This window comes from candidate division WOR-3 bacterium, from assembly GCA_016867815.1.
In the GTDB taxonomy this organism is placed as follows: Bacteria; Hydrothermota; Tepidihabitantia; order Tepidihabitantales; family Tepidihabitantaceae; genus UBA2258.
The window spans coordinates 1-25864 of the sequence record VGIR01000046.1 but is presented as its reverse complement, the minus strand read 5'-3'; the positions used below and the strand labels follow the sequence as shown (position 1 = coordinate 25864).

Below are 25864 nucleotides of genomic sequence, written 5' to 3'. Positions count from 1 at the left end.
CGAGAACACCCCGGCACTATCGATGGCTATGACATCGTCGGTTGTACCGTCGATGACCATCACGTTGCAGCCATAGTAATCTCCGCAGTACACCTTGTTCGCCTGAGGGTTGTAGCAGAGCGGACCTGGCCAGATCATCGAGTCGATGCAGGCGAGAACTGAATCCTGTTTCCCATCGATCACCTTGAGAGCCGAGAAGGAGAGCTTGCCGTCCGTGCAGTAGACCTTGTTGTCGTGAGGGTTGTAGCACATGAAACGGGCAGTGACAGCCGCGACCGTGGCCACCACCGCATTCGTCGCACCGTCAATCACGGTCACGTCGTAGCTCGCCATGTTGCCAACGTAAACCTTGTTGTCCACGGAGTTGTGGCAAAGCGTCTGCGGCCCGTCGCCTGCGGCCACCGTGGCGATGACCTCGTCCGACGCCCCGTCAATCACAGTTACGTTGTCGCTGCCGGCGTTAGCGCAGTAGACCTTGTCGTCTGCGGGATTGTAGCAGAGCCCCTGGGGTCGATCGCCCGTGCTGGCAGTAGCGAGGACGAGGTTTGTGGCTCCGTCGATCACCGCGACCTGGTCGCTGTCGCTCAGCACGCAGTAGACCTTGTTGTCCCGCGTGTTGTAGCAGAGGGCTCGCGGGCTCGAACCGTAGCCGAACCGAATCGTGGTCTCCAGCCACTGACCGCCGGCCGCTGAGAGGCAGCAGCAGACGGCCAACAGCACGGCCAAGGGTCGTACGGCCCAGTTGTGTGAACTGGTAGTTCGGACCAAAGAACGTCGGACAACGACAGGCAACATCCTGCACCCCCGACTGGAAGCAACCCAAGCAGACTGGCGCCGAAAGTGACCGTGTGGCAGCCGCCTAGACCCGCTGCACTCGGCGTCGCTACATGAATTGTAGCTTCTGGTGGTCTGCAGTCAATAACTTGACGCGCATGACATTAAAGTGGAGGTCGATAGTTTGCCCTCCCTCAGACAGCGGTACGGAAGCACGGTTCGGGACGGGCATGCCGCGCCACGCTGAACCTACCGTACTGAGGGGTGCTGTCCGGCAGGATCCCACCATCAGCCGAGGTCAGAAGGCAGAGACCAGAAATCAGATTGCAGAAGGGAGGGCGAGGCCGCGAACGCTGGATGGGAGATGGAGAATGTCAGAGCTGAGACGCGGGACTGCAACGGCTCTAGGCGAGAGAATGAGAGGTACACGTCGAGCAGTCGGAGAACTCAGTCGAGAACGGATTCTACAACGCTGCATAGTGAACCGCAAGGCGGTCTTGCGGCCTATGTGCCTGAGGCCTGCGGCGTTAGGCCGGGTCGGGGCAAAATGACTCCCCCACCCTGGGGATAGTGTACAGGACTCAGCAGACAGTAGACAGGAAGGTTGTCTCGGACACAGTCTCGGACATAGTCCCTGAGAGTCCTTCGTCCCTAGTCCCAGGTGCAGCCTGACCGGGAGTTCGGGAGCTTGTATGCCGAGCAACAGCGGATGCAGTCCGCCGGTTCGTTCTACGGGTTCTTCACCAGTGAGTCCGGCCGCCTGCAACCCAGACTGCCGTCAAGACAGCAGTCGAGGTTGCCTGCAGGTCAGTCTACCGACTTGCCTGCCGGTCTATTCCCCGTTCAGTCTCACCAGCAGGCCCGGCCGGGAATCAGGGCATTTCGGACTGCCGATTGTGGATTGAGACGTCGGTCCTGCCGTCGTCTCCTATGCCCAGCGGCTAGACCGGTTTGCGGACTTTGACGCGGGCCTGGGCCAGCATCTGGCGGCCGAGTTCGTCCGGGTACGGATGCTCGACCACGAACTCGCGGATTCCCGCGTTCAGAAGCATCTTGGCGCAGGTGATGCACGGTTCGTGCGTGCAGTAGAGCGTGGCCCCGCCGACGTTGATGCCGAAGGCCGCGGCCTGGACCAGCGCGTTCTGTTCGGCATGGATTCCCCGGCAAATCTCAATCCTCTCCCCCGACGGGATGTGCATCTTTTCCCTCAGGCACCCGACCTCGTCGCAGTGCGGCAGGCCGCGAGCCGCGCCGTTGTACCCGGTGCAGAGGATCCTGCGATCACGCACCAGTACCGCACCGACCTTGCGCCGCAGACAGGTAGAGCGTTCGCTCACGAGTTGCGCGATGTCCATGAAGTAGTGGTCCCAGGACTTGCGGGGGGCAACGCCGAACGCCGAACGACGAACGACGAATGAGGGGACGCGGACTTTGGACCTGTCCGGAACTCTTGCCTTCTGCCTTCTGACTTCTGCCTTCTGACCTCGGCTAGCCTTCACGCCTCACCTCACCACCGCGGCTTTGGTGACCACCGACTTCTCCCCAGCCACCAGCCGCACGAGGTACACGCCGGCCACGACCTTGCTGCCGTGGGCGTCGGTGCCGTCCCAGATCGCGCGGTACGCACCCGCCATGAGTGGACCGCCCGCCAGCTGTTTCACCAGCCGTCCCGCGCCGTCGTAGACCGACAGCGTCGCCATGCCGGCAGCCGGCAGGGCGTAGGAGAACGCCACTCGGCCTCGGCTCGGGTTGCCGACGCTCATCAGGGTCAGCCGAGTGCCCGGATGCATGCCGGACACCTGCTCGATGATGCCGGTCGGCGGATCAGTCGTGTACTTGATTGCCCGGCCTGCCGCAATCGGCGCGGCGCCGTGGGTAAGGGTACCGTTGTAGAGGTCTTGTATCCCGATGGCGCGAGTCGGGTCCTGGATGCCGACGGTTGAGCTGTTGAACCCGACTGCGGTCATGTACTGGACAAGGATGACGTTGTCACCCGAGGGCGTGGTGACGGTAGTGTCGTAGTAGACTACTTCGAACTTGTCGCGGTTGGTGCCGCCGTAGTACGCGACGCTATCGTACTCGACTACCAGACGATGACCGGCGGTATCGTGATGCCAGTAGACGTAGCCGGCTCCGCCGCCGCCTGATACCGGGTAGAGGTCATCCCAGTTGGCGAAAACCGTCGCCCGCGGGGCTGATGTGCTGGGCAGGTCGGTGTTCTCGTAGTTGGAGGTCGTGTAGTTGCCGCAGGCAACCCAGCCGTCGGCCGAGATCGACAACTGGGTGTAGGTCTGACCGTAGAACTTCAGCGGCCCGAACCCGGGCGGGATGGTGATGGCCACAACGTCGTCGTTGTCCGCGAAGGTAAGCCGCGTCCCGGTGGCGTTGACCTCCACCCACTCGTATGGCTGGTGTGGCGGATAGAGCGTGTCGATGTCGTCGTACGCCCAGTACAAAGCCGGAGTGCGGGGCCCGTCCGGGATGGGATCGGTCGCGAGTATCTCCCCTACCCTGACGGTGAACAGAACGCTGTCCGAGTAGCCCTCGCCGGTCAGGTACATGCGCACCAGCGCGACGTGTTCCATCGGCGTGTTTGCGGCGGCCGCGACGTGGAACCGGTCCCCGTTGTTGTTCCGGGTCGAGTCCGGTGGAACCGTACCGTAGTGCCCGGTCGAGTCCGAGACCGAAACGTACGCGTCGGTCGTTCTCAGCACGGCGGACAGGCTGTCAACGCCGAGCCTCCCCGAGTTCTTCAGCGCGATCACGAGATCAGCATTCTCGCCCGGGTCCAGCTTGCCGTCACCGTTGCCGCCCGGCGGCGAGTCGATGATGGTCTGTCCCTGGTAGCCGAGTGCCGGCGCGTTGACCACGACCGCTTCAATCGCGTCCAGGTCGAATCCGGCGTAGCCGCCGGACCCGCCGTTGCCATCGTCCACGATCCGCACGAACCTGGCCGAGCCCATGCCCGCAACCGAGATGTCGTATCCCTGCGTGCCGGTCCCGATTCCGACGTAGTGCCACGGTCCGTTCCAGTCGTTGGACACGAACACGCTGCAGGCCTCCGGGCTGGTGTCACCTTCGACGACGGTGAAATCCGACCCCGAACCGTTCACGATCGGGGTCTTTGCTCCCATGTCGAAACTCGCGTACCCGTCGTTGCCGATTGAGTAGCGGATACCGTCGGACGCGCCCAGCGCGTAGCTGGGGAAGGTCGGATTGGAGTTGGCCGGGCTCTCGTTCATGTAGGTGGTGATGACCTTGAAGGCACGCGCGCCCGCCGCGGTATCGGGCGCAAGCAACACATTGACGACCGTGAACGTGTCGGTGGGGACCACCACGCCGCTGAACGTCTTGGTCCGATAACCATTGGCCTCGACCGTAACCGTGTACGTGCCGGCGTGGGCGTTCCGGTGGAAGTAGCCCATCGAGTCGGTGTAGGCAAACCAGTTGGGCGGGTTGACCTTGACGCGGGCGTCTACCGGCTGACCCGAAACCGAATCGAGCACGCGGCCCCTGATACCCCACATCACCCGCTCAATCTGCTCCTTCATCGCAGTCCAGTTCTTGCGGTTGATGGTATCTATCTCCGAAGGCGGACTGGGCTGCCCGTCGCACACCTCCGGTACGTAGCCCAACGCACCCCGCGCGCCCTGGTACCAGTCGACCGACCCGCCGGTGACCGTGTAGAGTATCCGGGAAATCTGGCCGGCCGGGTAGTTGCAGATCTGACCGTAGCGCGTCATCTCGTAGGCCGTGACGATTGAGTCCATCGCCGCTCTGGTCGTGTAGCCCCAACACCACATCACGACTTCAACCCCGGAGTGATACTGAGACCAGGCCGCCATCGGGTGCTCTTCGGCCAGGAAGTAGAAGCACTGAGTCTCCGGCTCGGAGAAGGGGCCGGAGCCGCCGTTGGAGCCGAATCCCCAGGAGAGGCCGTAGTTGCGGTTGCAGTCCACGCCGTTTCCGTTGGAGCGGGTGCGCGCGATGAGACCATCCGGGTTATCCATCGGCACCAGCCAGATCTCCCGCTCGTTCACCCAGCGGGTGATGTCCGGATCAACGTTGTAGCGTTCGACAATCTGGATAAGCGAGTAGTGCGCGATTTCGCAGCCGTTGTTCTCGTTGCCGTGGATCGAAAAGTCGAAGCAGATACGGGGCTCCCCTTCCATGGCATCGACGTTGTCCGAGATCTTCATCGCCAGAATCAGGTTGCCGTTGTACGAGTGGCCGATGGTGTCGAGCCGGCAGATGCTCGGGTGGTTCTGGGCGATGATCGCCCAGGTATCGCGGAGTTGGGCATAGGTGTGGAAAACGGCGACATCCTGCATGGCCGCCGCCCTCACGTCCGGCACCAGGACTTCGATATCGAACCCCTCACGCACGAGTTCCTCGTATGTCGGCTGCGTCACCGCACCGACGAACCAGCCCTCGCCGACTGCGTAGAATTCGAGTACATCGGACGCGATGCGCGTGACCTGCTCCGGCGTCGCGTAGACTCTGACCTTCATCTCGACAACGTCAAGCAGATTCGCGGCCGATGCCGGCGCGAGCGCCAGCCCAATCAGACAGAACAACAGGGATTTCTTCATGGTGCCTCCGGGAATACTATGGTCGAAATTGTAGCAATCGCCCCCAGGCTGTAAAGCCCACGCAGCTGCGTCCAACTACCGGGGCCGGAGAGGTACGATCACCAGCACCGACTCTGGCTTGGACCAGTCCGAGACGTGGTCGAGGAGATCGCGGGCCCGCGCCCGCACGAACTTCTGCCCGGCTTGCGTGAAGGCGTGCCGCGCATAGTAGAACTGGTCGGCGGAGATGAAATCGCTCCAGTCGCCGAGCGTGTCGCCCCAGTCGAACTGCAGCGAAACCTTGCGCCGGAGCGGATGACCCGCGGCGGTAACATAGGTGACCGTATCTCCGACCGTGACCGGATTGGGTCCGGACGGTCGATGCGGAACAAAGGGACCGTACTCGCCGACGGCGATGAAGGACGTATCGGACCACCCCGTTTCGTGGGTCTGGTCCTTCGCCTTGGCGAGAACACCGAAAACCCCGGTATCGCCGTAGGCGTGGAAGAACTCGTAGTCGGTCGCGTACGGAACCGGTCCGACCCAGCCGGACACGTTTCCGTCACCCCAGTCGATGAAGAGGTAGAGCGAATCGGCGTCCTTGTCGTACGATGACACCCGCGCCCAGATCGAATCGCCACGTTGCGCCATCGTCGGGGTCAGAAGAGAAGGGATCAGCGGCGAGTGGTTCTGCGCGCACCCGGCCATCGCCAGCAGACAGGCGATCGGAACCGCCCAGCGAGTATTCATGACTGAAGCATATGCCAGGCGCCCGTTTTGTCAATCCGTCCGGAAGCCTATGAAGGAATCACCCAGGCTCAGGAAGAAGCGACGGCAATCGGCACAGACGCGGGGGACGCCGGACGTCCGCGTCCTCTTTCTCTCTTGGCGGTGAACTGCTGCTCCGGCTCTTCGGGTGCTTCGCCCGACTTGACCGCCGGACCGCCCCCGCGTATCTTCACGCATGGCCGATTGCGGATCGTCGACCCCGCGCAACAGCGCGCCCTCTCCTCACTCTCTCGTCCGTCCTCTGCCCTGCGTCCTTTCCTAGGAGTAATGGCCTACCTCCGCGGTCTCTGGAGCGACCTTCGGAGGAATGTCGCGGCCGGACCCGATCTGCTGTTCGTAGCTGCCGTTTTCGCGCTTGCCGCGCTGATTCCGCACTACTTCCGACCGCGGGTGTCCGTCTACGGCCCGGGATGGCCCGGCGCGGTCACCGTGCTCTGGCGCAGCGTAGTCTACCTGGCCCTGCCGCTGTTGTCGCTCATCCTGCTGCGGATGACTCCCGCCAAGGCGGGCTTCCGTCTCAGGCAGCCGGGAGTCTGGCTGCGTGACGTAGGTCTCCTCTACCTGATCATGCTGCCGCTCGTCTACCTGGCGTCACGGCAGACCGGCTTTCAGCGCGCCTATCCCTACTTCGCCTTCGAACGGCTTGGCTTCCGCAGCCTGCTCCTCGGCCTCGGCATCCGGGCCATCGGCATGTTCGCGTGGGAGTTCCTTTGCCGAGGTTACCTGCTGTTCGGATTCGAGCGCCGCGTCGGCGCGACGGCGGCCATCGCGATTCAGACCATCCCGTTTGCGGTGATGCACGCGGGCAAGCCGGGACCGGAGGCCATCGGTTCCATCGTCGCCGGCATCGTGCTCGGTATCATCGCCCTGCGGAACCGCAGCTTCATCCCCGGCGCCATCCTGCACTGGGCGGTTGCCGCGACCCTCGACATCTTCGCCCTCGCCTACGTCTAGCACGCGTCGTACAACGTGCGTCGTTCTCGTTTCGATGCTGGTCACTTCTGCATTCTGACTTCTGGTATCTGACTTCTGACTTCGGTTGACATTCCCGTCCTCCGGTCTATCCTGAACCGCATGGGAACTCCTCCTCCCCGCCCGGCAGCGACGTCGCGCCCGCTGTCACATTTCCCCTACGCAGGTCCCGAGCCCTGGTCCTGGATTCCCGGCACCTGGATCCAGCCCGGAACCATGTTCGTTACCGGTGAAGGTCGCTTCTACCGGTTCGCCGTGAGAACCGACGACGGCTGGAACGCGGAAGAGGTCGAGGCGACCGAAGTCGGGACCCCAGCGCGCATCGCCGAGATCAAGGGTCTGAGAACCCAGTACGAGCAAGCGCTCACCGCCCACGAAGAGCTGGAACAGCGGATGCGGAACGGACAAGACACACCCGAGGGACGCCTGCTCCTGCGCGAACGGGACGAGGAACTGCACCGGCTTCGCGACCGGTTGATTCTGCTATGCAACGGCCAAGGTCCTGAGGCAAAGGCCGCAGCCGCACAACCCGACCGATGGAGATGGGCTTTGGTTGTGGTCCTCGCAGTCGCCTTCACAGTCGCGGTGGTCAACTGCATCCGGTTTCTGTTCGCCTTCATGCCGGGGCAGGCCAGCAGGATGATTGCCGGCGCTGCGTTCTTCCTTGCCGCCGCAGCTCTCCTCGTTATCGGAGTCAGCGAACTGGCCAAACGCAAGAACAAGCTGGTAACCGGCAATCTCGTCGGCTGCTACACTCTGGTCATCCTCGCGTTGGTTGTCGCCGCGTTCGGGGTAATGCTCGTCTCAGTGATGCTGCTGTACATGGGCGCCTACGGCGCCTAGGCAGCGGGAAGCTACTTGGCGGAAGTCGGCTTCGACGCCGTCTTCCGCAGGTACAGGTTCGCGGTCACGACCCAGTCCTTGACGAACCTGAGCACCGTGTAGGCGTTCGCGTACCCGGAGCAGGTCACCAGCAGCTTGTGCCTGCCGGCCGAAACGTACTCCAAGACATAGCGCCCTTCAGAATCGGACACCGCCTCCATCTCGGTTCCCTCCACGGCAATCCTCGCTGCCGGCACGGGCAGACCGGTCTCGGCATCCGACACAGTACCTTCGACGCTGGCCGTGCCGGCCGGCGACCGGCTCTCCTCGACTCCTTCCGTGCGCCTCGCCTCAGTCGCGAGTTGCCCGGCCGCGGAACCAGCACCTCCAAACCCGCCGTCCGACCGCTTTGATTCCGCTGCTGCCGGGCTTTCGGCCGCAGCGCCCGCGCTCGTGGTGGCGACACTGCTGTCGGCGCTTGCGGCCACACGCCCGACCTCCACCGGTCGCTTGGGACAGAGCAGGAAGTCAATCACGACCGTGTCCTGCCCCGGCTTCGCCAGCCACGCGCCGGTCAGCGCTTGGTCCAGATACCCCTGTCGCGACGCCACCAGCGCTCCGCCCCTCCTCGGCGCAGCAACGACCAGGCACTGCCCCGAGGAATCGGTCACGGCCATGATGTCGCTCCCCTCGCTCATGACGGTCGCCCCGACCAACGGCAGTTTCGTCTCGCCGTCTCTCACGCGAGCGAGTACATCCGGCGACCCAAAGGCCGCCGCCGCACAAAGGAGAACGCACACCAGGTACTTCATGTAGGCCTGGATACTCTCCCAATACCCATGCCGCCTGTCAACATTGACCAGATGTTGTATGGCAGAGCTTCCCGTCGCAAATGATACTGGTAGGCCGTGTCCCGAAACGGGACTAGTCGGTCAGAACGACCCTCCGGTTGAAGAGATGGTTCTCCGCGCTGAGGGTGCAGAAGTAGACGCCGCCAGGGACCTTTCGACCTCTGCTGTCCTGCCGGTTCCAGGCGAGATTGTAGTAGCCGGGCTGCTTGTCTCCGCTGGCTAGCGTGCTCACCAGTTTGCCCGCTATGTCGTGGAGTTTGACGCAGACCCGGGTCGGTCGGGGCAGGGCGTAGCTAATGGTGAGCCTGGTCCTTGCCGGGTTCGGAAACGGCTGACCTAGGGTCAGGAGCTTCGGCGGGCCGAGTTCGTCTACGGACTGCACGACCATGTTTCGGCTGTAGCCGTCGTTGTCGTCGAGACCTGCACCTTCCACGAACTTCTGGCCCGGATTCGCCTCCAGTCGGAACAGGTGCGGTCCGGCCATCCAGCTCGGGATGAGATAGCCGGTCACCTGCACGTGACCGCTCGACCCGGCGTCAATGCTCGAACCGGCAAAACTGTCAACCAGTGTGGTGTCGCACAGCACCCTGTACCAGACAGTGTCGGGAGTGGCGCGATTGCCGTGGTTGGTGACGTACACCGAGAAGCCCATCTCCTCCCCCACTTGCGGCCGCACGGGCGCCACCCGGAAGCTGTCCACGGCCAGGTCAGGCCGGCTGAAGCTCTGGCCCTCCCTGATGATGACCGGGAAGGTATCGAATTGCCTGACAAACCAGCCGTCTTTCGCCGCCGTCTCGACCCAACCCGACGGAGACCCGTTGGTATCTATGCCGCAGACCGTAGCCGTATCCGCCCGTGCCGGCACCTTGAGGACCCTCGGACCGGATGTCCAGCCCGGTTGCTCCCACGCGGCCCAGAATCGCCTGCCCAAGCTATCCCGATACTGGAGCACGTGGACACCCAGCGTCTCCGCCGGCTTGTGCGGGCCCATGGCCGGCAGGCGATCCTCGAAACTCGCGCCCCGGCAGAGCTCACTCCACTGCTTGTACGCGTGCGCTGGCGGCCGCGGCTGGAATTCCGAATCCGTGATGCTCTGCTTAACCCAGTGACCGGTGATGGAATCGCAGAAGTCGGCCATGTACCTCTCGGTATATGTGAACCATGTCCACTGCTCCACCGGGTACCCGGGAATCGCATTCACATACTGCACGGTCGCATAGCTCTCAAACAACCTGACGGGCCAGCAGGGATCGTGCTCGCGGGTATCGAACGTGCGGGAGAAGTGTCCTGCTTCCGACACCCAGAACGGACGAGGACTGAGCAGTCCCTGCGCGCTGAAGTAGTGGCGAAGCGTGTCCACAATCAACGCCGCCTGCTCCGCGATACCGTGATACGGATGGTACGAGGCGATATCGAAGGAGTTGCCCGCACCGTAGTCCTTCAGCCCCTGAATCCACTCTCCCGGCCAGTAGTGCTCGCCGTACCTGCGCTCGGGATCTCGGGCCGACATGGTGGTGATGTAACACGCCGACCTGGGGAGCGATTCTTCCGGCGCGCCGTTGTCTCGTGCCGCGGCTTTTATAGCGGAATCCATGACCGTGACGTATCTCGAATAGACCCAGAGAAAGCTCTGCTTCCGGCCCTGCAGCGTGTCGCCGTACCTGGAGACAAAGCTGTCGATCGTGTCCCGGTAGGGAGGGAAAGTGATATACCGGTTCGAGTCCGGACCCGTGTTGTGTTGCCACCAGCCGTCGAAATCGTCGCGGCCGATCGCGCCCTGGTCCGGCTCGCTCGGCGCCTCGTAGACCGTCACCGGCATGTAGGGCTGGTGTGAACGCCAGAAGGTCCCGCGCGGCCCGTATCTCCTGACGAATTCGTACATGTACTTGCCGACCGGATTGCTGTCGTTAATCGCGCCACCGACTATTACCGGCTCAAAGAGGTTCCGGGGAATCGCCCGGTCGTCGCCGATTGAGGAAGATGCCCAGGGACCCGGTCCGACGCTGGCCAGTACCTGGACTCCGGCCCGGACGTAGAGCACCATGAGCGAGTCCATCATCTCCCAACGCAAGTCGCCGGGACCCGGGTTTGTCCAGACTCCGAAGCCGTATCCCAGTTTGTCGGACCGCACGCCCAGGTCGACCTCGCTCTCGACCAAAGCTGACCATGTCGCGGGGTCCTTGGGTTGACCCAGGGAATCGGGCCAGGCGACGACGGACTGCACCGAGAATTCATCTCCCACCCGCGCCTTGCCGTAGATGCGGAGACAGAGGTCGTCGCAGTTGCCCGGCGGCGGCCTGCCCGGACCGGCCCCGCCGACCATGCGGCCGTGGCGATACCTGTCCCTGGCATCCTTGTACCAGTTGATGGAATCACCAGGCCTGGTGATCTCAACCACGTACTCCCTCCCCCGCATGCACTTGCCGTCCGGTATGATGGAGTCGAACTTCAGCCACCTATGGTCTCCAGCCGGCTGTCTCCCGTACTGGTGAGCGATGATCTCGGCGGTCACTGCATCTACCACGCGCAGGTTGTAGCTCGCACCGGCACCGGGGTTTCCCGTGAACAGCGAGACCTCTGTTATGGAGTCGAAGTTGGCCGTGAACGTCTGTCCGACATATCCTTGCCGCGCGGTCCAGCCGCTCCACGACGCCCGGACCGGCTTGACCTCATAGGACTTCAAGAAACAGAAGGCAACCGCGGTTGCCATCGCCAGGCCACAAACGACCCTGCGCATCATGGTCTAGCTCACACCGGCAACGTCGACCCTGCCGATGCGGTCCACACTGAGGGTGTGATGCTCGGAGCGCGGGACGAACGCGCCAGTTCAGACACGATCGGGAAACTTCTCTCTCAGATAGTCAACGATGTCGGTGGTCGGCGTGCCGGGGCCGAACAGCCGGCCGCAGCCCTGCTTGGACAACTCCTCCATGTCCTCTTTCGGGATGATGCCGCCGCCGAACACGAGGATGTCGCCCGCGCCCTTTTCCTTCAGCAACCGCATCGTTTCCGGAAAGAGAGTCAAGTGCGCGCCGGACAGCACCGACAGACCCACGACGTCGACGTCTTCCTGCAGCGCTGCCTCGGCAATCATCTCCGGGGTCTGGTGCAACCCGGTGTAGATGACCTCAAACCCGGCGTCGCGCAGGGCGCGGGCGACGACTTTCGCCCCGCGGTCATGACCATCGAGCCCGGGCTTTGCCACCAATACTCTCAACTTCTTCGCCATTGTTCCTCCCTAGAACATCGGCGGCTCTTCGTATGAGCCGAAGACTTCTTTCATCGTGCCGCAAATCTCGCCGAGTGTCGCGTAGGCGCGCACCGCTTCCAGGATGGGATACATCACGTTGTCCTTGCCGGCGCACGCTGCCTTGAGAGCGGCCAGGCACTCTTGAACCTTCGAGCTGTCCCGCTTGCCGCGCAGGCTGGCCAGGCGCTGGTGCTGCTCCTGCTCGACGGTAGGGTCGATTCTGAGCAGAGGAATCTCCAGCTTCTCACCCTCAAGTGCGTGCTTGTTCACGCCGACCACAGTCCTTCTGCCCTGCTCGACCTGCTTCTGGTAGCGGTACGCCGCGTCGGCAATCTCCCGTTGCGGGAAGCCATGCTCGATGGCCTTGACCATCCCGCCCAGTGCGTCGATCTTCCGGAAGTAGTCGTACGCCTGCTTCTCCATTTCGTTCGTCAGCGCCTCGACGAAGTAGGAACCACCCAGCGGGTCAACCGTGTTGGTGACCCCGGTCTCCTCGGCTATGAGTTGTTGCGTCCGCAGGGCGATGAGAACGGCCTTCTCGGTCGGCAAGGCCCAGGTCTCGTCCATCGAGTTGGTGTGCAGGCTCTGGGTGCCGCCCATCACCGCCGCCAGCGCCTGAAAGGCTGTCCGCACGATGTTGTTCTCCGGCTGCTGGGCGGTCAGGCTGCAACCTGCGGTCTGGGTGTGGAAGCGGAGCAGCCATGACTCCGGCTTCTTCGCCGCGAAAGTCTCCTTCATCTCCCGCGCCCAGATGCGCCGCGCGGCCCGGAACTTGGCGATCTCCTCAAAGAAGTCAAGGTGCGAGTTGAAGAAGTAGGAGAGGCGCGGGGCAAAGACGTCGACGTCGAGCCCGGCCTTGATTCCGGCTTCGACATACGTCAGCCCATCCTTGAGCGTGAACGCGAGTTCCTGCGCCGCGGTCGAACCGGCCTCACGGATGTGGTAACCGGATATGGAAATGGTGTTCCATTTGGGCACGTGCTTCGCGGCGTAGGCCATGATATCGGTGATGACCCGCATCGAAGGCTCGGGCGGGAAGAGCCAGGACTTCTGGGCGATGTACTCTTTCAGGATGTCGTTCTGGATCGTGCCGCGCAGCTTCTCACTCGGCACGCCCTGCTTCTCGGCGGCGGCAAGGTAGAATGCCCAGACCACCGCGGCCGGACCGTTGATGGTCATAGAGGTAGAGACGTCCGCCAGCGGGATGCCGTCAAACAGCGTCTCCATGTCGGCCAGCGACGCGATGGCCACGCCGCACTTGCCGACTTCGCCCTGGGCCAGGGTGTCGTCGGAGTCGCGGCCGTACAGCGTCGGGAAGTCGAACGCGACCGACAGCCCGACCTCGCCGTGCGCAAGCAGGAACTTGTACCGGCCGTTGGTATCTTTGGCGGTACCAAAGCCGGAAAACTCGCGCATAGTCCACTGCCTGCCGCGATACATGTTGTTCCGGACTCCGCGGGTGAAGGGATACTGCCCGGGCAATCCCAGGTCTCTCAGATAGTCAAGCCCGGCCGCCTCGGCCGGGGTGTAGAGAACATCGACCGGCACGCCGGAGAGCGTCTGAAACCTCCCGGGCTCGACCTGCTCGACCCCCTGCTGCCACTTCTGCCGCTCCTCGGCGATCTTCTTCAGGTCATCGGCCATCTGTTTCTCCTCTCAACTCGCAGCAAGAACGTCTTTGAGTATGGCCTCGGCCGCCCGATATGGAGTCGTGCCGCCGTCCATAACCTCTCCTACCAGGCCTTCGAGCCGCCCGGTCACTTCCGGCCGGCGCCATACGTCGCGCCGCAGCCATTCCTCGGTCAGTTCGATGATCTCGGACCGGATGCTCTCGCGCTTCCGCTCGGTCAGCGTCCCCGAGGCCTCAAGGTGTTTCCGGTGTGCCTCGAGCTGGTCGAGCAGGGCCGGAACGCCGAGTCCGCTCGTCGCGACGGTCTTCACCACCGGCGGCATCCAGTCGTCAACCGCCAGTCGCCGATCGCCGATCGCCGAAGTTCGGGACTCGGAGTTCGGCGTTCGCACTTTCATTTCGACCATCGTCTCGACTTCCATCACCATCCGGTCCGCACCCTCCCGGTCCGACTTGTTCACACAGAAGAGATCACCGATTTCCATCAGCCCGGCCTTCATCGTCTGGATTCCGTCTCCCGACTCCGGTACCAGCACCACAACGGTCGAATGGGCGGCGCCGGCAATGTCGAGCTCGACCTGCCCCACGCCGACCGTCTCGATGATGATGCAGTCCCGGCCGAACGCATCCAGCACGTCACAGACCTCCTTGGTACGGGAAGCCAGGCCACCAACCCCGCCCCGCGTGGCCATGGAACGTATGAACACGCCCGGGTCGGTGAAAAGCGACGGCATCCTTACGCGGTCTCCCAGCAGTGCCCCGCCGGAAAACGGCGAGGTCGGGTCGACCGCCACGATCCCCACGGTCCGGCCGCGGCTCCGGCACTCGCGTCCCAGCTTCTCGACCAGCGTGCTCTTGCCGGCACCGGGCGGACCGGTGATGCCGACGCGGAAAGACCTGCCCATCAACGGGTAGAGCTCATCAAGGACCGTGGTGGCGACGTCCGGCTCGTCCTCAACGATGCTCATCAGTCGCGCGCAGGCTCGCTTGCTGCCGGTGCGAAAAGCGCGGAGCAGCTCGCTAGTAGTCGATCCCGACCCGATTGACGAATCCCTTCTGATACGGGTGCTTCACTTCCCGGACTTCGCTAACCAGATCGGCGCGCTCCAGTACCGCGCGCTTCGCGCCGCGGCCGGTAAACACGAGTTCCACCTCATCCGGGCAGGCGTCGATCAGGGCCAGCCCATCCTCGAGTTTCAGCAGGCCGTAGTCTATGGCGACGTTGATCTCGTCCAGGATGACGAGCCGGTACTTGCCCGACCCGAGCGCCTCGTGGGCGAGTTTGAGCCCGCGCGCCGCCTCGGCCAGATCCTCCGGGGCCGGGTTGCCCTTCTCGACGAACGTCGGCCGACCGGTCTGCACGAGAGCCAGGCCCTTGACGCCCCTGGCGGCCGTGACTTCACCGTACTCCGGGCTGCCCTTCATGAACTGGATGATCAGAACGCTCCAGCCGTGACCGGTTGCGCGCAGCGCCAGCCCGAGGGCTGCGGTGGTCTTGCCCTTGCCGTCGCCGGTGTAAACCTCAAGCACCGACGCGGAACCCCACCCGAGCCCCGGCGACCCGCCGCAAGTCAGCCGATGCCGCCGTCAGCAGCGGACTGCGACCGGCCATCAAGCGGCCGTCCTCAGCCGAGGTCGACATCGGTTTCCTGCCCGGTCCTGGCTTTGAACAACAGCCGCATCAGCGCATTCCAGGTCCGGAACTGGAATACTTCGCGTGCGACCGGCGAGCCGGCAATCTCATCCGCTGCCGGGCCCCCTTCTGACCCGATCATTATGCGGAAGAACATGTGGGCGATGGCCCAGGCCATGACCAGCCCCAGAAAGAGACTGAGTACTGGGTCGAGCCACTGGAAGGACAGCGCGGTCAGAGCAAACAGCCAGCGCGCGACGAAGAAAGCTACAACCGAGAAGACGATGAACAAGACCAGCATCATGGAGCTCTCGGGCGCGTGGATCTGCGCGGCGAACGAGTGTGCTGACGCCGTGGCCGCCGCGGCCGCCACCACCACCCCCGCCGCCTCGAACATAACCAGTCCCGCGCCGGCCTTGATCCCGCGCACGGTCTGGACTGCCACCACAAGTACCATGACTGCCAGGACGACCGGATCATACCAGTTCATCTTACCTCCATCTTCGCTTGCTGCTTCTCTCCTCCGGCACCAGGCTCACTTCGATTCGGCACGTTGACTCCAAGGTCGAACTACCCCTGGTCCGGGTTGAAGTCCGGACCCAGCTTGGCCTTGAACAACAGCCGCATCAGCGCATTCCAGGTCCGGAACTCGAACACCTCGCGCGCCACCGGCGAATTGACCATTTGCGCCGCCACCTCACCGTTGCCGCCCTGCGACATTATGACGACTCTCAGGACCATATGCGCGACCGTCCAGGCCAGCACCACACCGAAGATGCAGCTGAAGAACCCGTCGAGCGACTGGAAGGACATGGCGGTCAGAGTGAAGAGCCAGCGGGCGAGGACGAATCCGAAGAACGAGAAGACCAGAAACAACACCAGCAGCACGACGTTCTCGCGCACGTGAATCATATCGGCCACCGAGTGAGTGAAAGCCGTGGCGCCCACGGCCGCGACCACGACCCCCAGGGCCTCGAAGAGCGGCAGGCCCATGCCCCCGGCCTTGCTGCCGCGGACGGTCTGGACAATCGTACCTCCGACCACAATCACCAGCGTCATCCAGTCATACCAGTGCATCGTTGCCTCCTGCATCTCGTTGGTCAGCCCGTGCTAGTCGAGGTCATCCAGGTCGCCGGAACCGCCCGCGCCCATGTCATCAAGATCATCCATGCCCGCGCCGTCGGGTAGCCCGGCCATATCGCCGCCCGCGCCCATATCATCAAGCCCTTCGTCGAACTCCTCGTCGGTCTTGGACCCGGTCAGAAGGGTGAACCGACTGAACACCTGCCGGGCCCGAGTCCTGCCGCACTTCGGGCAGGCAGGGTCCAACCCGGCCTCCTTCTCCGCCAGGGTGGCAACGAAATCGAACTTCTTTCCGCAGTCCTGACACTGATACTCGTATACCGGAATCGGGCACCTCCAGTCAAAGTCAGTATAATCAGTACCAGAAACCTGCTGGTAAGTCAATGACTGAAAGCAGCATGATTGACTTTGCCGCCGGTTCGGTTACCATGAGCGGCAATCCGAACCCGCAGCAAAAGGAGTCATCATGAAAGTCATAATCAGCGACCCGATCGCCAAAGCCGGCGTGAAGATGCTTCAGGACGCCGGAATCGAAGTTGACGAGCGCCCCGGTCTGCCGCCGGCCGACCTCATCCAGGCCATCCCCGCCTATGACGCCATCATCGTCCGCAGCGCGACCAAGGTGACGGCCGACGTCATCAACGCCGGCACCAATTTGAAGGTAGTGGGCCGCGCCGGTGTCGGCCTCGACAACGTCGACAAGAAGGCCGCCGACGCCCGCGGCATCAAGGTTGTGAACACGCCGTCCGCGACCTCGATCACGGTCGCCGAACTCGCGCTCGGTCACATGCTCGCCTGCGCCCGAGCGATTCCGCAGGCGACCCAGTCCCTGCGCGACGGCAAGTGGGAGAAGAAGACCTTCAAGGGCACCGAGCTCTACGGCAAGACCCTCGGTCTCATCGGCTCCGGCCGCATCGGCAGCGAACTCGGCAAGCGCGCCATCGCCATGGGTATGAGCGTGCTGGTCTTTGACCCGTTCATCAAAGAGTGCGGTGCCGGCAAGATGTGCGAGTTCCCGGAGATGCTGAAGAGCGCCGACTACATCTCTCTCCACGTGCCCAAGACCGATCAGACCAAGCACATGATCAACAAGGAAACCATCGCCCAGATGAAGAAGGGCGTCGTCATCATCAACTGCGCCCGCGGCGGGGTCGTCGATGAAGAGGCTCTGTACGAGGCGTTGGTAAGCGGGCAGGTCGGCGCGGCCGCGCTCGACGTTTTCGAGAGCGAACCGATCAAGGACTTCAAACTCTTCTCCCTGCCCAACGTCATCGGCACGCCCCACATCGGTGCCCAGACCAAGGAAGGCCAGGAGCGCGCGGGCATCGGCATCGCGGAGGAAGTCCGCAAGGTCCTGCTCGGCAAGTAGAAAGGAACGAGAAGACCCATGGCGGACATCAGACCGTTCCGCGGCTGGCGCTACAATCCGTTGAAGGTCTCAGACCTGTCGCAAGTCATCACCCAGCCCTACGACAAGATATCCAAAGAGCTGCAGCAGACCTACATCGCCCGCCACCCCAACAGCTTTGTCCACCTGATACTGCCGGCGGCGCCTGACCCCTACACCTACTCCACTACCACGTCCAAACTCTGGTCCTCACAGCTGGTCCTCGTCCGCGACGCGCAGCCGGCGATCTACGTTCTGCATCAGGACTTCGAGATGGGCGGCCAGATGAGAACCCGCAAGTCCTTCGTCGCTGCTATCCGGGTGGATGAGTTCGAGAAAGGCACGGTGCTGCCGCACGAACGGACCCTGTCCAAGCCCAAAGCTGACCGTCTGAGCCTGCTCCGCGCCACCAGCAAGGACTACGAACAGATATTCATGCTCTACGACGACCCGACGGGACTGGTCGACCGGGCACTTACCCCGACCGGCGAGCCCCTGATGAAGGCGACCGACGACTACGGCGTGGTCCAGAAGGTCTGGGCGATCACCGAACCTGCCAAGCTGGCATCAGTGCGCAAGGCGCTCACGGACAAAGTGATGCTGATAGCCGATGGCCACCACCGCTACGAAACGGCGCTCAACTTCCGGCAGGAGATGGAGCGCGAAGGCAAGGTGCCGGACGACGCAGCCCTTCGCTTCAAAGCGACCGCTTTCGTGAACATGTCCGACCCGGGCCTCGTGATTCTGCCCACGCATCGCTACCTGTTCGGCCTGTCCAGCCCGAAGTGGAACGAACTCGTCGCCACCATCGGCAAGTGGTTCGAGACTCGGCCGGTGAAGGACGCGGAAGTGGAACCGGAACTCGCCAAGGCCCGAACCGACCACGTCTTCGCGCTCCACGTCGGCAAGAACCGGAACTGGATGCTCCGCCTGACCGACAAGTCCGCGGTCGAGCAGCTGGTCAAGGACCACAGCGCCGACTACCGCGACCTCGATGTGGCCATCCTCCACACCGTGCTTATCGAACACGTCTTCGGAGTCAGCCCGGCGCAGATCGAGGACCACGTGGCGTACGAGCGCAACCTGGCCGAAACGATGAACAAGGTGAACTCGGGCAGGTACCAGGCGGCGCTGCTCATGAACCCGACCCGGGCCGACCAGGTGCAGAAGGTAGCCGCCCATGGAGAACGCATGCCCCAGAAGTCGACTGACTTCTACCCCAAGTTCGTGTCCGGGCTGGTCTTCATGGACATCGGCGATATCGAACGGCTCTAGTCGGAACCGAGGAACGCTCCGACCGAGCCGAGGAAGACAAATCGGAACGCCGAATCCCGGAACGCCGGGATTCGGTCTTGAAGGGAAGAGACAACGTGAAACGTCATGTCGTGAGCCTGCTCGCTATCGCGCTCCTGGCCGCCGCCGCAGTTGCGGCTCCGCCGGTCAACGGCGCCTTCGGCTGCTTCGGTCCGACAGTCGGGATCGTCAACTTCGACAGTCTGAATAGCGCATTCAGTCAAGGCGGCGTCAGTCTTGCCGACAAGCCAAGCTCGCTCCAGTGGGGCTTCGGCGGGGCCGGGTTCGTGCTGGTTGAGAAGGTTGTCATCGGTGGCTCGGGTTGGGGTGGCTCCCAGACCATCGGCTCGGATGACCTCCGCGCCACCGTCGAGATTGCCGGCGGCGAGCTTGACCTTGGCTACCGGGTCTTCTCGCTCAAACACCTGCTCATAGCGCCGATGCTCGGCATAGGCGGCAGCGGATACACCATCAAACTGCAGGACACGTCCGACGCACCGATGAATTTCAATCGACTGCTTCAACGCCCGGGCATGACAAGCAAGATCTCGTTCTCGGGACTGACCCTCACCCCGCAGTTGATGATCACGATTCCCATCAGCGTAGTAGGCGTGCAGCTTCGCGGCGGGTACTGCTACACTCCCGTAAATCCGCAGTGGGAACTTGAAGGGGGCAGCAAGCAGTTCAGAGGTCCCGCCATCAGCAAGGGCATGCCCTTTGCCGCGCTCAACGTCACGCTCGGCGGATTCGAAGGTGGCAAGCGCCGCGGCAGGAAATAGCCGACCCTGTCCGGCGAATAGTGAATAGCGAACAGAGAATGGTGAAACCGCACCCGGCCTCTCGCCTCTCACTCTCCTCGACCCTCTCTCTTCGTCCTGACCTCTTCGTGTCCTTGTCTCTTTGTGGTGAGATTCGGGGTCCGTCATCTCCGCGCTCCGGATTCAGGACTCCTGATTCCGAACTCCCCGGAGCCTGATCTTGCCGGCAAATCTCTCCGCCGACTATCTCAAAGCCGAAGAGCGCTACCGCTCGGCCACGACGACCGAAGAGAAGCTGGCCTGCCTCGAAGAGATGTTCACGACCCTCCCCAAGCACAAGGGCACCGAGAAGATGCAGGCCGACATCAAGACCCGCATCTCGAAACTCAAGAAAGAGATGGTCTCGTCCGCGAAGAGCGGAGCCAAGCGTGCCGACCTGTTCCACGTCGAGAAACAGGGCGCGGGCCAGGTCGTCATCTTCGGGGCGCCCAACAGCGGCAAATCGGCGCTGGTCAGAGAATTGACCGGCCTGCACGCTGAAGTAGCGCCCTACCCCTTCACGACCACCCAACCGGCTGCGGGCATGATGGAGTTCGAGGACATCCAGATACAGCTTGTAGACACGCCTCCGGTCTTCCCCGACTCACCGGCGTGGCTCTTCGGCATCATGCGCACGGCCGACATCCTCATCTGGATGCTGGACCTCTCCGACGACGGGCTGCTGGAAACCACCGAACAGACCGCCGCTCTGCTCGACAAGGCGCATATTGTCTTCGCAAGTACAAAGGACAAAGTACAAAGGACAAACGACGGAGCTGACCCGACTCCGGCAATCGACAATCGACAATCGGAAATCGCCAAACCCAAGAAGCTCCTCCGCCTCGGCGCCAAGGCCGACGACCCGCAGGCGATGGACCGGCTGGCGATACTTCGCGAACTGATCGGCGACGTCGAGGTACTCCCGGTCTCAGCCGAGCACCACATCGGACTTGAGGAACTCAGGCGGCGTCTCTTTGCCATGCTCAGGATTATCCGGGTCTATACCAAGAAACCCGGCAAGCAGGTGGAGTTCCGCGACCCGGTTGTACTGCCCATCGGCGCAACCATGATCGACGCGGCCTACCATCTCCACAAGGACTTTGCCCAGAACCTCCAGTTCGCGCGGCTCTGGAACGGCTCGGGCTACGACGGCCAGCGCGTCGAGCGCGGCCACGTCCTGCAGGACAGAGACATCCTCGAGTTCCACGTTTAGCCGGGCACTGCCCGGCTTCGCGGTTCTCCGGCTAGTCACCGCCAGTCCACCAAGAACGCCGGCCCGGTGCGGAGTCCTGCAACGAAGAGACGTGAGCAGTCCCGGACGCAGGATTCACGGATGGGAAACCCGATGCTGAACCGAAGGCAGGGAATCGCCATCCAGGGACAGCCATGGATGAAGGCGGACGACAGGCACCGTGAGACAGCAGCCGCGGAAGGCAGCGGGGAATCTCTCCTGTAGTCCGGAGATCGTCCTTGGCGTCCGCCCATGGCAACCAACGCCCGGCGCCGTCCTTTTCGAGTGCAACGAGTCGAAGGGCCGCTTCTCTATCGCTGCTGAGTCCGCTTGACCCTTGCCCATCCCCATCCTAAGATGCAGCCTGTGTTGGCGCAAACCCGCCCGGCCCGAACTCACGCACGGCTGGTATCGCATTCCCGACCCCCAAGCTCAACGCGCGGGCTGTTTGAGGAGAACGAATGAGGACCCTCCTTAAACTGGCCTACCCGATTCTGCTCACGATTGTGGCCTGCTGGCTCGTCTTCAGGTTTCACGGTCGTCCGACCCGAGGGATCGACGATGCTCAGATACTCTTCAGCTACTCTTCGAATCTGGCGGCAGGAGAAGGGCTGGTCTACGCCAACAACCCGGAACGCGTCGAAGGGGCGACATCGCTCCTCTGGACGCTCATCTCTGCGATACCATTCCGCCTCGGAATCGACGAATCCGGCGTCCTGGCGATTTCGGTCCTGCTTCTCTGCTTCACGCAGATTCTGATACTCGACATCATCCGTCGCTCGGCTTCGGCTCGGCAGTTCCCGTCCTGGCCATTCGAACTCGCCTACTTGTTCCTCGTCTTCTCTTGCCCGGCATACTTCACCTGGATGTCCATCACCCTGATGGACACTTGCCTCTGGGGATTCTTGATTGTGCTCATGATCCGCGTGGCGCTCCGGCCGCCGCGCTCGCGAATCGGCTCGGTCCTCGCCTCCCTACCCTTCTTTCTTGCCCCCCTTGGTCGCCCGGAAGCGATACTCGTGGCGCCGCTGATCATTCTCCTCGCCTGGCTCCGCAACGGGAACGGTCAGGAAGATCGCCGCCGTCTTGTCCTCGTCCTGGTCACGGCCGTCCTTGTTTCCGTGGCCGGCGTGACCCTCTTTCGACTGAGCTACTTCGGGTACCCGCTCCCGAACACCTACTACGCGAAGGTCTCACCCTCGCTCGCCTACAACCTAAAGCAGGGAGCAGACTACCTCTTCGGCTACGCGACGCAGAGCGGTCTGCTCATCGGAGCATCCGTACTCCTGTCGATGGGACTCGCGGCATGGTGCTTGGGCGACCTGGCAGTCAGGTTCACATCCTGCCTGCGAGCACGTCGCTGGCGCCCGGCCTGCATTGCGGACTGGAAGCTCTCGGCCCTCGTGGCGGTATTGCTCCTCGCGACTCCGGTCCTGACCGGTGGAGATCACTTCCTCATGTTCAGGTTCTACCAACCCGCCTATCCCGTGATGACCCTCACCCTGACGCTACTCCTCATCGCCTGGAGTCCGGCAGGCGCTTCTGCTCAGCTTGCTTCCCTGCTGCAACCTAAGCGCAATCTCATCCCCTTCTGCTGCCTCTCCTTCCTACTTGCGTACTGCGCTTACCACTTCCTGCAACAGCCATCGTGGAACAGCTTCCGCAGCGCGAGCCCGTTACAGTATCAGTTCTCGGTTACCGAAAGCGGCATCCGGACGGGAGAGAGGCTGGGCAGGCTCTTCGCCGGAGCCGACGCCTTGCCGACGATCGGCGTGTACAAAGCGGGCGGAGTTGCCAGGACCTACCGCGGCCGGATAGTCGACCTCCTGGGGTTGAACACGCCCGCGATCGCCCACTACCGGGGTGACCGCAAAGGCAGAAAGAACCACGCCGCCTTCGAAAAGGAGGCGTTCTTCAAGCTCGGCAGAATCGATGTGCTGCTGGCGTCCCCGCCGATTCCACCGGATACCGTGAACTTCGCTTCCTATGTCCTCAAGGGGCTGATGGATGACCCACGCTTCGTTCAGGAATGGCGTTTTGGTCTGCTCCGTTCCTCCCGGGCCGAGGGCGACACCATCGAAGCATTCTACTCTGCCGGGCTTATCGAAGGACTGGAGGCGACGGCTCAGTACCAGTTCCTGGAGACAAGGAAATGGTCGGGCAAGTGGGTCGCAGTCGACAGCACCGCAGGCGCCGGGACGAACTACTGACACGCGCCGACCCCGCGATACGGACGCAATGCACAGGCTGCTGTATGCCGCTCGTCGCATTCCGGTTTGCAGGGTCAGGATTGCAGATTGGCAGACCAGGCGACTGGGCGTCCTCTTGCGGTCAACAGCAGCCGAACCCGGGCCGCCAACATGACGGCAGCCTGTCGCCGTTGAACCTCGCGCCGTGAGCGCGAGCCGTCAGCCGACCAACCCCGGACCCGTTTGCCGCGTCCTATCTGTTGACATCCCACCTCGGGGACGTAAGATTCGGCCATGAAGGTGTGGAACTTCGTCCGGGCGTGATGCCCGACAACGGCCCGAATGCCGGGTTCTACTCCGCAAACAGAGGGAGGCTGGAATGCTGCCTGCACTGCTGGCTCTAGGCCTGGCGCTGACCGCTGCTGCTCAACCGTCCGACTTGCCCACGGCCGGGCCTGATTCGTCCTGGCGCGACCTCGCGCCGCGTCTCTACGTTCAGGACGAGACGTGGTCGGACATGGACTTCATCAAGACGGAACTCACCTTCGTCAACTACGTCCGCGACCGCACCGAGGCCGACGTGCAACTGACCATCACCTCCCAGACCACCGGGGACGGCGGCAGCGAGTACTGCCTGAACTTCATCGGCCTGGGTTCTTTCCACGACATCAACTCGGTCTTGAAACACACGACCGCCCCGGCCGCCACCCCGGACGAAACAAGGAAAGCACTGGTCGACAACATCCGGCGCGGTCTGGTGCCGTATGTAGCTCGTACCGGGCTGCGCGACGCACTCAGTATCGAGTTCACTCCGCCCGCGGCAGCGGCGCCGGTAACCGATCCCTGGCGCAACTGGGTGTTCGCGTTCAGCCTCAACGCATTCGGGAGCGGCGACCAGACCTACTCCAGCATCTACTACGACCTCTCTCCCGAAGTCAGGCGCGTGACCGAAACGGAGAAACTCGCGTTTGAGGGCGGCGTGTCGACGAACCAGCGACGATTCGTGCTCGACACCACGGTTGTCACGGCCTTGTCGCGCAGCTACTACGGCAGAGCCGACTATGGACGCAAGCTCTCAAACCACGTGGCCCTCGGCGCCCGGTTCCGGTACAACACCAGCGATTACAGCAACCTTCGCTGCGGCCTTACCCTAGGGCCGAAACTGGAGTATGACATCGTGCCGTACTCCGAGTATGTCCGGCACAAAGTCTATCTCCGCCTCACCCCGACCGTTCAGTACGCCAACTACTTCGACACGACGCTGTACAACAGACTCAGCGAGTACCTGGTGGAGAACGAGGCGGTGCTGGGAGCGGCTCTGACCCGGTCCTGGGGCTCGGTCGAGCTGTCGGCCGAAGGGTCGCACTACCTGCACGACATCACCAAGAACCGGCTCTCGGTCTACGGCAGCGTCTCACTCCGGGTCATCGCCGGGCTTTCGGTCTCGTTCTCGGGCGGATACAGCTTCATCCACGACCAACTCGCCCTGCGCAAGGACGTTGCCTCCGAAGAGGAACGACTCCTCCGCCTGCGCGAGCTGGCCACCGGCTATTCGTACTGGACCTCGGTTCGCCTGACCTACACCTTCGGCTCGGTCTTCAGCAACATCGTCAACCCCATCTTCTAGCCGCAGGCCGTCGGCCGACAGACCGGCATCCTGACCTCGACCTCGCGCTCAAGGCGCGATCGGGTCGGGCAAAGCACCCGTCATGGCTCGCCGGCAAGCGTCGGTCAGAGGATCGTTCACCGCGTAGCGGACTGCGTCGGCGAGTGCGTCATCGACTGCGTAGCAAACTGCATCGCGCACTGCATGAATCAATGCACGCACCATCGCATGCGTCAAAGCTCACCAAATGGCTCGCGGCATGGCACGCGTCATCGCTCACGCCATCGCTCGGTTCAAAGCTCGACTCAAAGCACCGGTCATTGCAGGCTTCAGTGCACCGTGCATTGCAGCGGCGAAGGCCACGGGGCAGGCAGCCTCCGGATCATCCCCCCGGCGGCAGAATTGTGGTTGTGGAGCCTGCCCTATACCATATCTTGTGGTCACCGGCTTGGGCCGCGGGATCGCTCTTTCCGGCCCGACGGGTCACGTTCGGACGTTTTCGGCCGAAATGACATCGCGTAAGTCACGCATTCCACGTCCGGGGGTAGTAGGGGGGTACTCCCTCCCCGAGACTCTCCGTCTATATCCTGGGGAATATCCCCGGCCATCTGGCTGTGCATCTCTCCGGGGATACCACTCGGCATCCGGGAAGGCATCTCTCCGGGAATCCGACCCCGGTACCGGGCGAGATACTCTCCCCGTATCCCAGTGGGGATCCGGGTGGGGACCTCTCCCCGGATCCGTGCCGGAATCCCCCGGGGAACCAGGAGGGGCACCCCTCCGGGAATCCGGGACGTTATCCGGGCCAGCATCCCGCCCTGCATCCGGGAGGTCATCCGGCCCTGTACGGGGTTCCTGGGAGGTATCATCGAATGTTGTGGAAAAAGGAAGAGCGGTGTCTACGATTCTATGTGATTGCAGAACCGGGCGTTAGCCCAAGAAAGGAGACACCGCTGTATGTCAGACTATCAGAAAGAACAGGAAGC

21 protein-coding genes are annotated in these 25864 nt (G+C 62.9%); 8 read left to right on the top strand and 13 right to left on the bottom strand.

All coding sequences use genetic code 11. From position 1 onward, the window contains the following. The 4 genes from FJY68_08385 to FJY68_08370 form a co-directional block, all read right to left on the bottom strand. On the bottom strand, positions 1–795 hold a 795-nt coding region (locus FJY68_08385; GenBank protein ID MBM3331852.1), incomplete at its 3' end, for a YncE family protein. 920 nt (positions 796–1715) lie between these two features. Beyond that, positions 1716–2129 (bottom strand): dCMP deaminase family protein, encoded by a 414-nt coding sequence (locus FJY68_08380; GenBank protein MBM3331851.1) that lies wholly within the window; start codon positions 2127–2129, stop codon positions 1716–1718. Between the two features lie 147 nt (positions 2130–2276). Next, complete coding sequence (locus FJY68_08375; GenBank protein ID MBM3331850.1) at positions 2277–5366, bottom strand: hypothetical protein; 3090 nt, start codon at positions 5364–5366, stop codon at positions 2277–2279. Between the two features lie 75 nt (positions 5367–5441). Next, complete coding sequence (locus tag FJY68_08370; GenBank protein MBM3331849.1) at positions 5442–6095, bottom strand: hypothetical protein; 654 nt, start codon at positions 6093–6095, stop codon at positions 5442–5444. Between the two features lie 306 nt (positions 6096–6401). Between FJY68_08370 and FJY68_08365 the strand changes: the two genes are divergently transcribed. Continuing rightward, positions 6402–7088, top strand: a complete 687-nt coding sequence (locus FJY68_08365) for a CPBP family intramembrane metalloprotease (GenBank protein ID MBM3331848.1) — start codon at positions 6402–6404, stop codon at positions 7086–7088. Between the two features lie 120 nt (positions 7089–7208). Continuing rightward, complete coding sequence (locus FJY68_08360; GenBank protein ID MBM3331847.1) at positions 7209–7949, top strand: hypothetical protein; 741 nt, start codon at positions 7209–7211, stop codon at positions 7947–7949. An 11-nt stretch (positions 7950–7960) separates the two neighbouring features. Here FJY68_08360 and FJY68_08355 read toward each other — a convergent pair whose 3' ends face one another. From FJY68_08355 to FJY68_08315, 9 genes are all read right to left on the bottom strand, one after another. After that, entirely contained in the window at positions 7961–8740 is a 780-nt protein-coding gene (locus tag FJY68_08355; protein ID MBM3331846.1) for a carboxypeptidase-like regulatory domain-containing protein, read from the bottom strand. Between the two features lie 112 nt (positions 8741–8852). Further along, positions 8853–11519: a hypothetical protein gene (locus FJY68_08350; GenBank protein ID MBM3331845.1), complete on the bottom strand. Its 2667-nt coding sequence runs from the start codon at positions 11517–11519 to the stop codon at positions 8853–8855. An 87-nt stretch (positions 11520–11606) separates the two neighbouring features. Next, on the bottom strand, positions 11607–12008 hold the full coding sequence (locus FJY68_08345; protein MBM3331844.1) for a cobalamin B12-binding domain-containing protein: 402 nt from the start codon (positions 12006–12008) through the stop codon (positions 11607–11609). Between the two features lie 9 nt (positions 12009–12017). Further along, positions 12018–13652, bottom strand: a complete 1635-nt coding sequence (locus tag FJY68_08340; GenBank protein MBM3331843.1) for a methylmalonyl-CoA mutase — start codon at positions 13650–13652, stop codon at positions 12018–12020. A gap of 33 nt (positions 13653–13685) precedes the next feature. After that, the gene (gene meaB, locus FJY68_08335) at positions 13686–14627 is read right to left on the bottom strand and encodes a methylmalonyl Co-A mutase-associated GTPase MeaB (GenBank protein MBM3331842.1); all 942 of its coding nucleotides are present in this window, start codon (positions 14625–14627) and stop codon (positions 13686–13688) included. A 52-nt stretch (positions 14628–14679) separates the two neighbouring features. After that, entirely contained in the window at positions 14680–15189 is a 510-nt protein-coding gene (locus FJY68_08330) for a cob(I)yrinic acid a,c-diamide adenosyltransferase (GenBank protein MBM3331841.1), read from the bottom strand. 95 nt (positions 15190–15284) lie between these two features. Further along, complete coding sequence (locus FJY68_08325; protein MBM3331840.1) at positions 15285–15782, bottom strand: hypothetical protein; 498 nt, start codon at positions 15780–15782, stop codon at positions 15285–15287. A gap of 80 nt (positions 15783–15862) precedes the next feature. Further along, positions 15863–16369: a hypothetical protein gene (locus FJY68_08320; protein ID MBM3331839.1), complete on the bottom strand. Its 507-nt coding sequence runs from the start codon at positions 16367–16369 to the stop codon at positions 15863–15865. Between the two features lie 33 nt (positions 16370–16402). Further along, positions 16403–16759, bottom strand: a complete 357-nt coding sequence (locus FJY68_08315; GenBank protein MBM3331838.1) for a zinc ribbon domain-containing protein — start codon at positions 16757–16759, stop codon at positions 16403–16405. An 82-nt stretch (positions 16760–16841) separates the two neighbouring features. On the opposite strand from FJY68_08315, the gene FJY68_08310 reads away from it, so the two are divergent. The 6 genes from FJY68_08310 to FJY68_08285 all read left to right on the top strand — a co-directional run bounded on the left by FJY68_08310 (position 16842) and on the right by FJY68_08285 (position 24899). Further along, entirely contained in the window at positions 16842–17744 is a 903-nt protein-coding gene (locus tag FJY68_08310) for a 3-phosphoglycerate dehydrogenase (GenBank protein ID MBM3331837.1), read from the top strand. Positions 17745–17762: 18 nt separating this feature from the next. After that, the gene (locus tag FJY68_08305) at positions 17763–19037 is read left to right on the top strand and encodes a DUF1015 domain-containing protein (GenBank protein ID MBM3331836.1); all 1275 of its coding nucleotides are present in this window, start codon (positions 17763–17765) and stop codon (positions 19035–19037) included. Between the two features lie 95 nt (positions 19038–19132). Next, positions 19133–19834: a hypothetical protein gene (locus FJY68_08300; protein ID MBM3331835.1), complete on the top strand. Its 702-nt coding sequence runs from the start codon at positions 19133–19135 to the stop codon at positions 19832–19834. Between the two features lie 199 nt (positions 19835–20033). Beyond that, positions 20034–21065 carry a TGS domain-containing protein gene (locus FJY68_08295; GenBank protein MBM3331834.1) on the top strand — a complete coding sequence of 344 codons (1032 nt, stop codon included), beginning with the start codon at positions 20034–20036 and terminating at the stop codon, positions 21063–21065. A 479-nt stretch (positions 21066–21544) separates the two neighbouring features. Then, positions 21545–23293: a hypothetical protein gene (locus tag FJY68_08290; GenBank protein MBM3331833.1), complete on the top strand. Its 1749-nt coding sequence runs from the start codon at positions 21545–21547 to the stop codon at positions 23291–23293. A gap of 358 nt (positions 23294–23651) precedes the next feature. Beyond that, positions 23652–24899: a hypothetical protein gene (locus FJY68_08285; protein MBM3331832.1), complete on the top strand. Its 1248-nt coding sequence runs from the start codon at positions 23652–23654 to the stop codon at positions 24897–24899. Positions 24900–25864: the final 965 nt, after the last annotated feature.

Coding starts and splice junctions, on each gene's coding strand:
- FJY68_08360 (MBM3331847.1), top strand. CDS start 7,209: ATGGGAACTCCTCCTCCCCGCCCGGCAGCGACGTCGCGCCCGCTGTCA.
- FJY68_08350 (MBM3331845.1), bottom strand. CDS start 11,519: ATGATGCGCAGGGTCGTTTGTGGCCTGGCGATGGCAACCGCGGTTGCC.
- FJY68_08380 (MBM3331851.1), bottom strand. CDS start 2,129: ATGGACATCGCGCAACTCGTGAGCGAACGCTCTACCTGTCTGCGGCGC.
- FJY68_08370 (MBM3331849.1), bottom strand. CDS start 6,095: ATGAATACTCGCTGGGCGGTTCCGATCGCCTGTCTGCTGGCGATGGCC.
- FJY68_08320 (MBM3331839.1), bottom strand. CDS start 16,369: ATGCACTGGTATGACTGGATGACGCTGGTGATTGTGGTCGGAGGTACG.
- FJY68_08365 (MBM3331848.1), top strand. CDS start 6,402: ATGGCCTACCTCCGCGGTCTCTGGAGCGACCTTCGGAGGAATGTCGCG.
- FJY68_08355 (MBM3331846.1), bottom strand. CDS start 8,740: ATGAAGTACCTGGTGTGCGTTCTCCTTTGTGCGGCGGCGGCCTTTGGG.
- FJY68_08285 (MBM3331832.1), top strand. CDS start 23,652: ATGCTGCCTGCACTGCTGGCTCTAGGCCTGGCGCTGACCGCTGCTGCT.
- FJY68_08375 (MBM3331850.1), bottom strand. CDS start 5,366: ATGAAGAAATCCCTGTTGTTCTGTCTGATTGGGCTGGCGCTCGCGCCG.
- FJY68_08310 (MBM3331837.1), top strand. CDS start 16,842: ATGAAAGTCATAATCAGCGACCCGATCGCCAAAGCCGGCGTGAAGATG.
- meaB (MBM3331842.1), bottom strand. CDS start 14,627: ATGAGCATCGTTGAGGACGAGCCGGACGTCGCCACCACGGTCCTTGAT.
- FJY68_08290 (MBM3331833.1), top strand. CDS start 21,545: ATGAGGACCCTCCTTAAACTGGCCTACCCGATTCTGCTCACGATTGTG.
- FJY68_08345 (MBM3331844.1), bottom strand. CDS start 12,008: ATGGCGAAGAAGTTGAGAGTATTGGTGGCAAAGCCCGGGCTCGATGGT.
- FJY68_08305 (MBM3331836.1), top strand. CDS start 17,763: ATGGCGGACATCAGACCGTTCCGCGGCTGGCGCTACAATCCGTTGAAG.
- FJY68_08325 (MBM3331840.1), bottom strand. CDS start 15,782: ATGAACTGGTATGATCCGGTCGTCCTGGCAGTCATGGTACTTGTGGTG.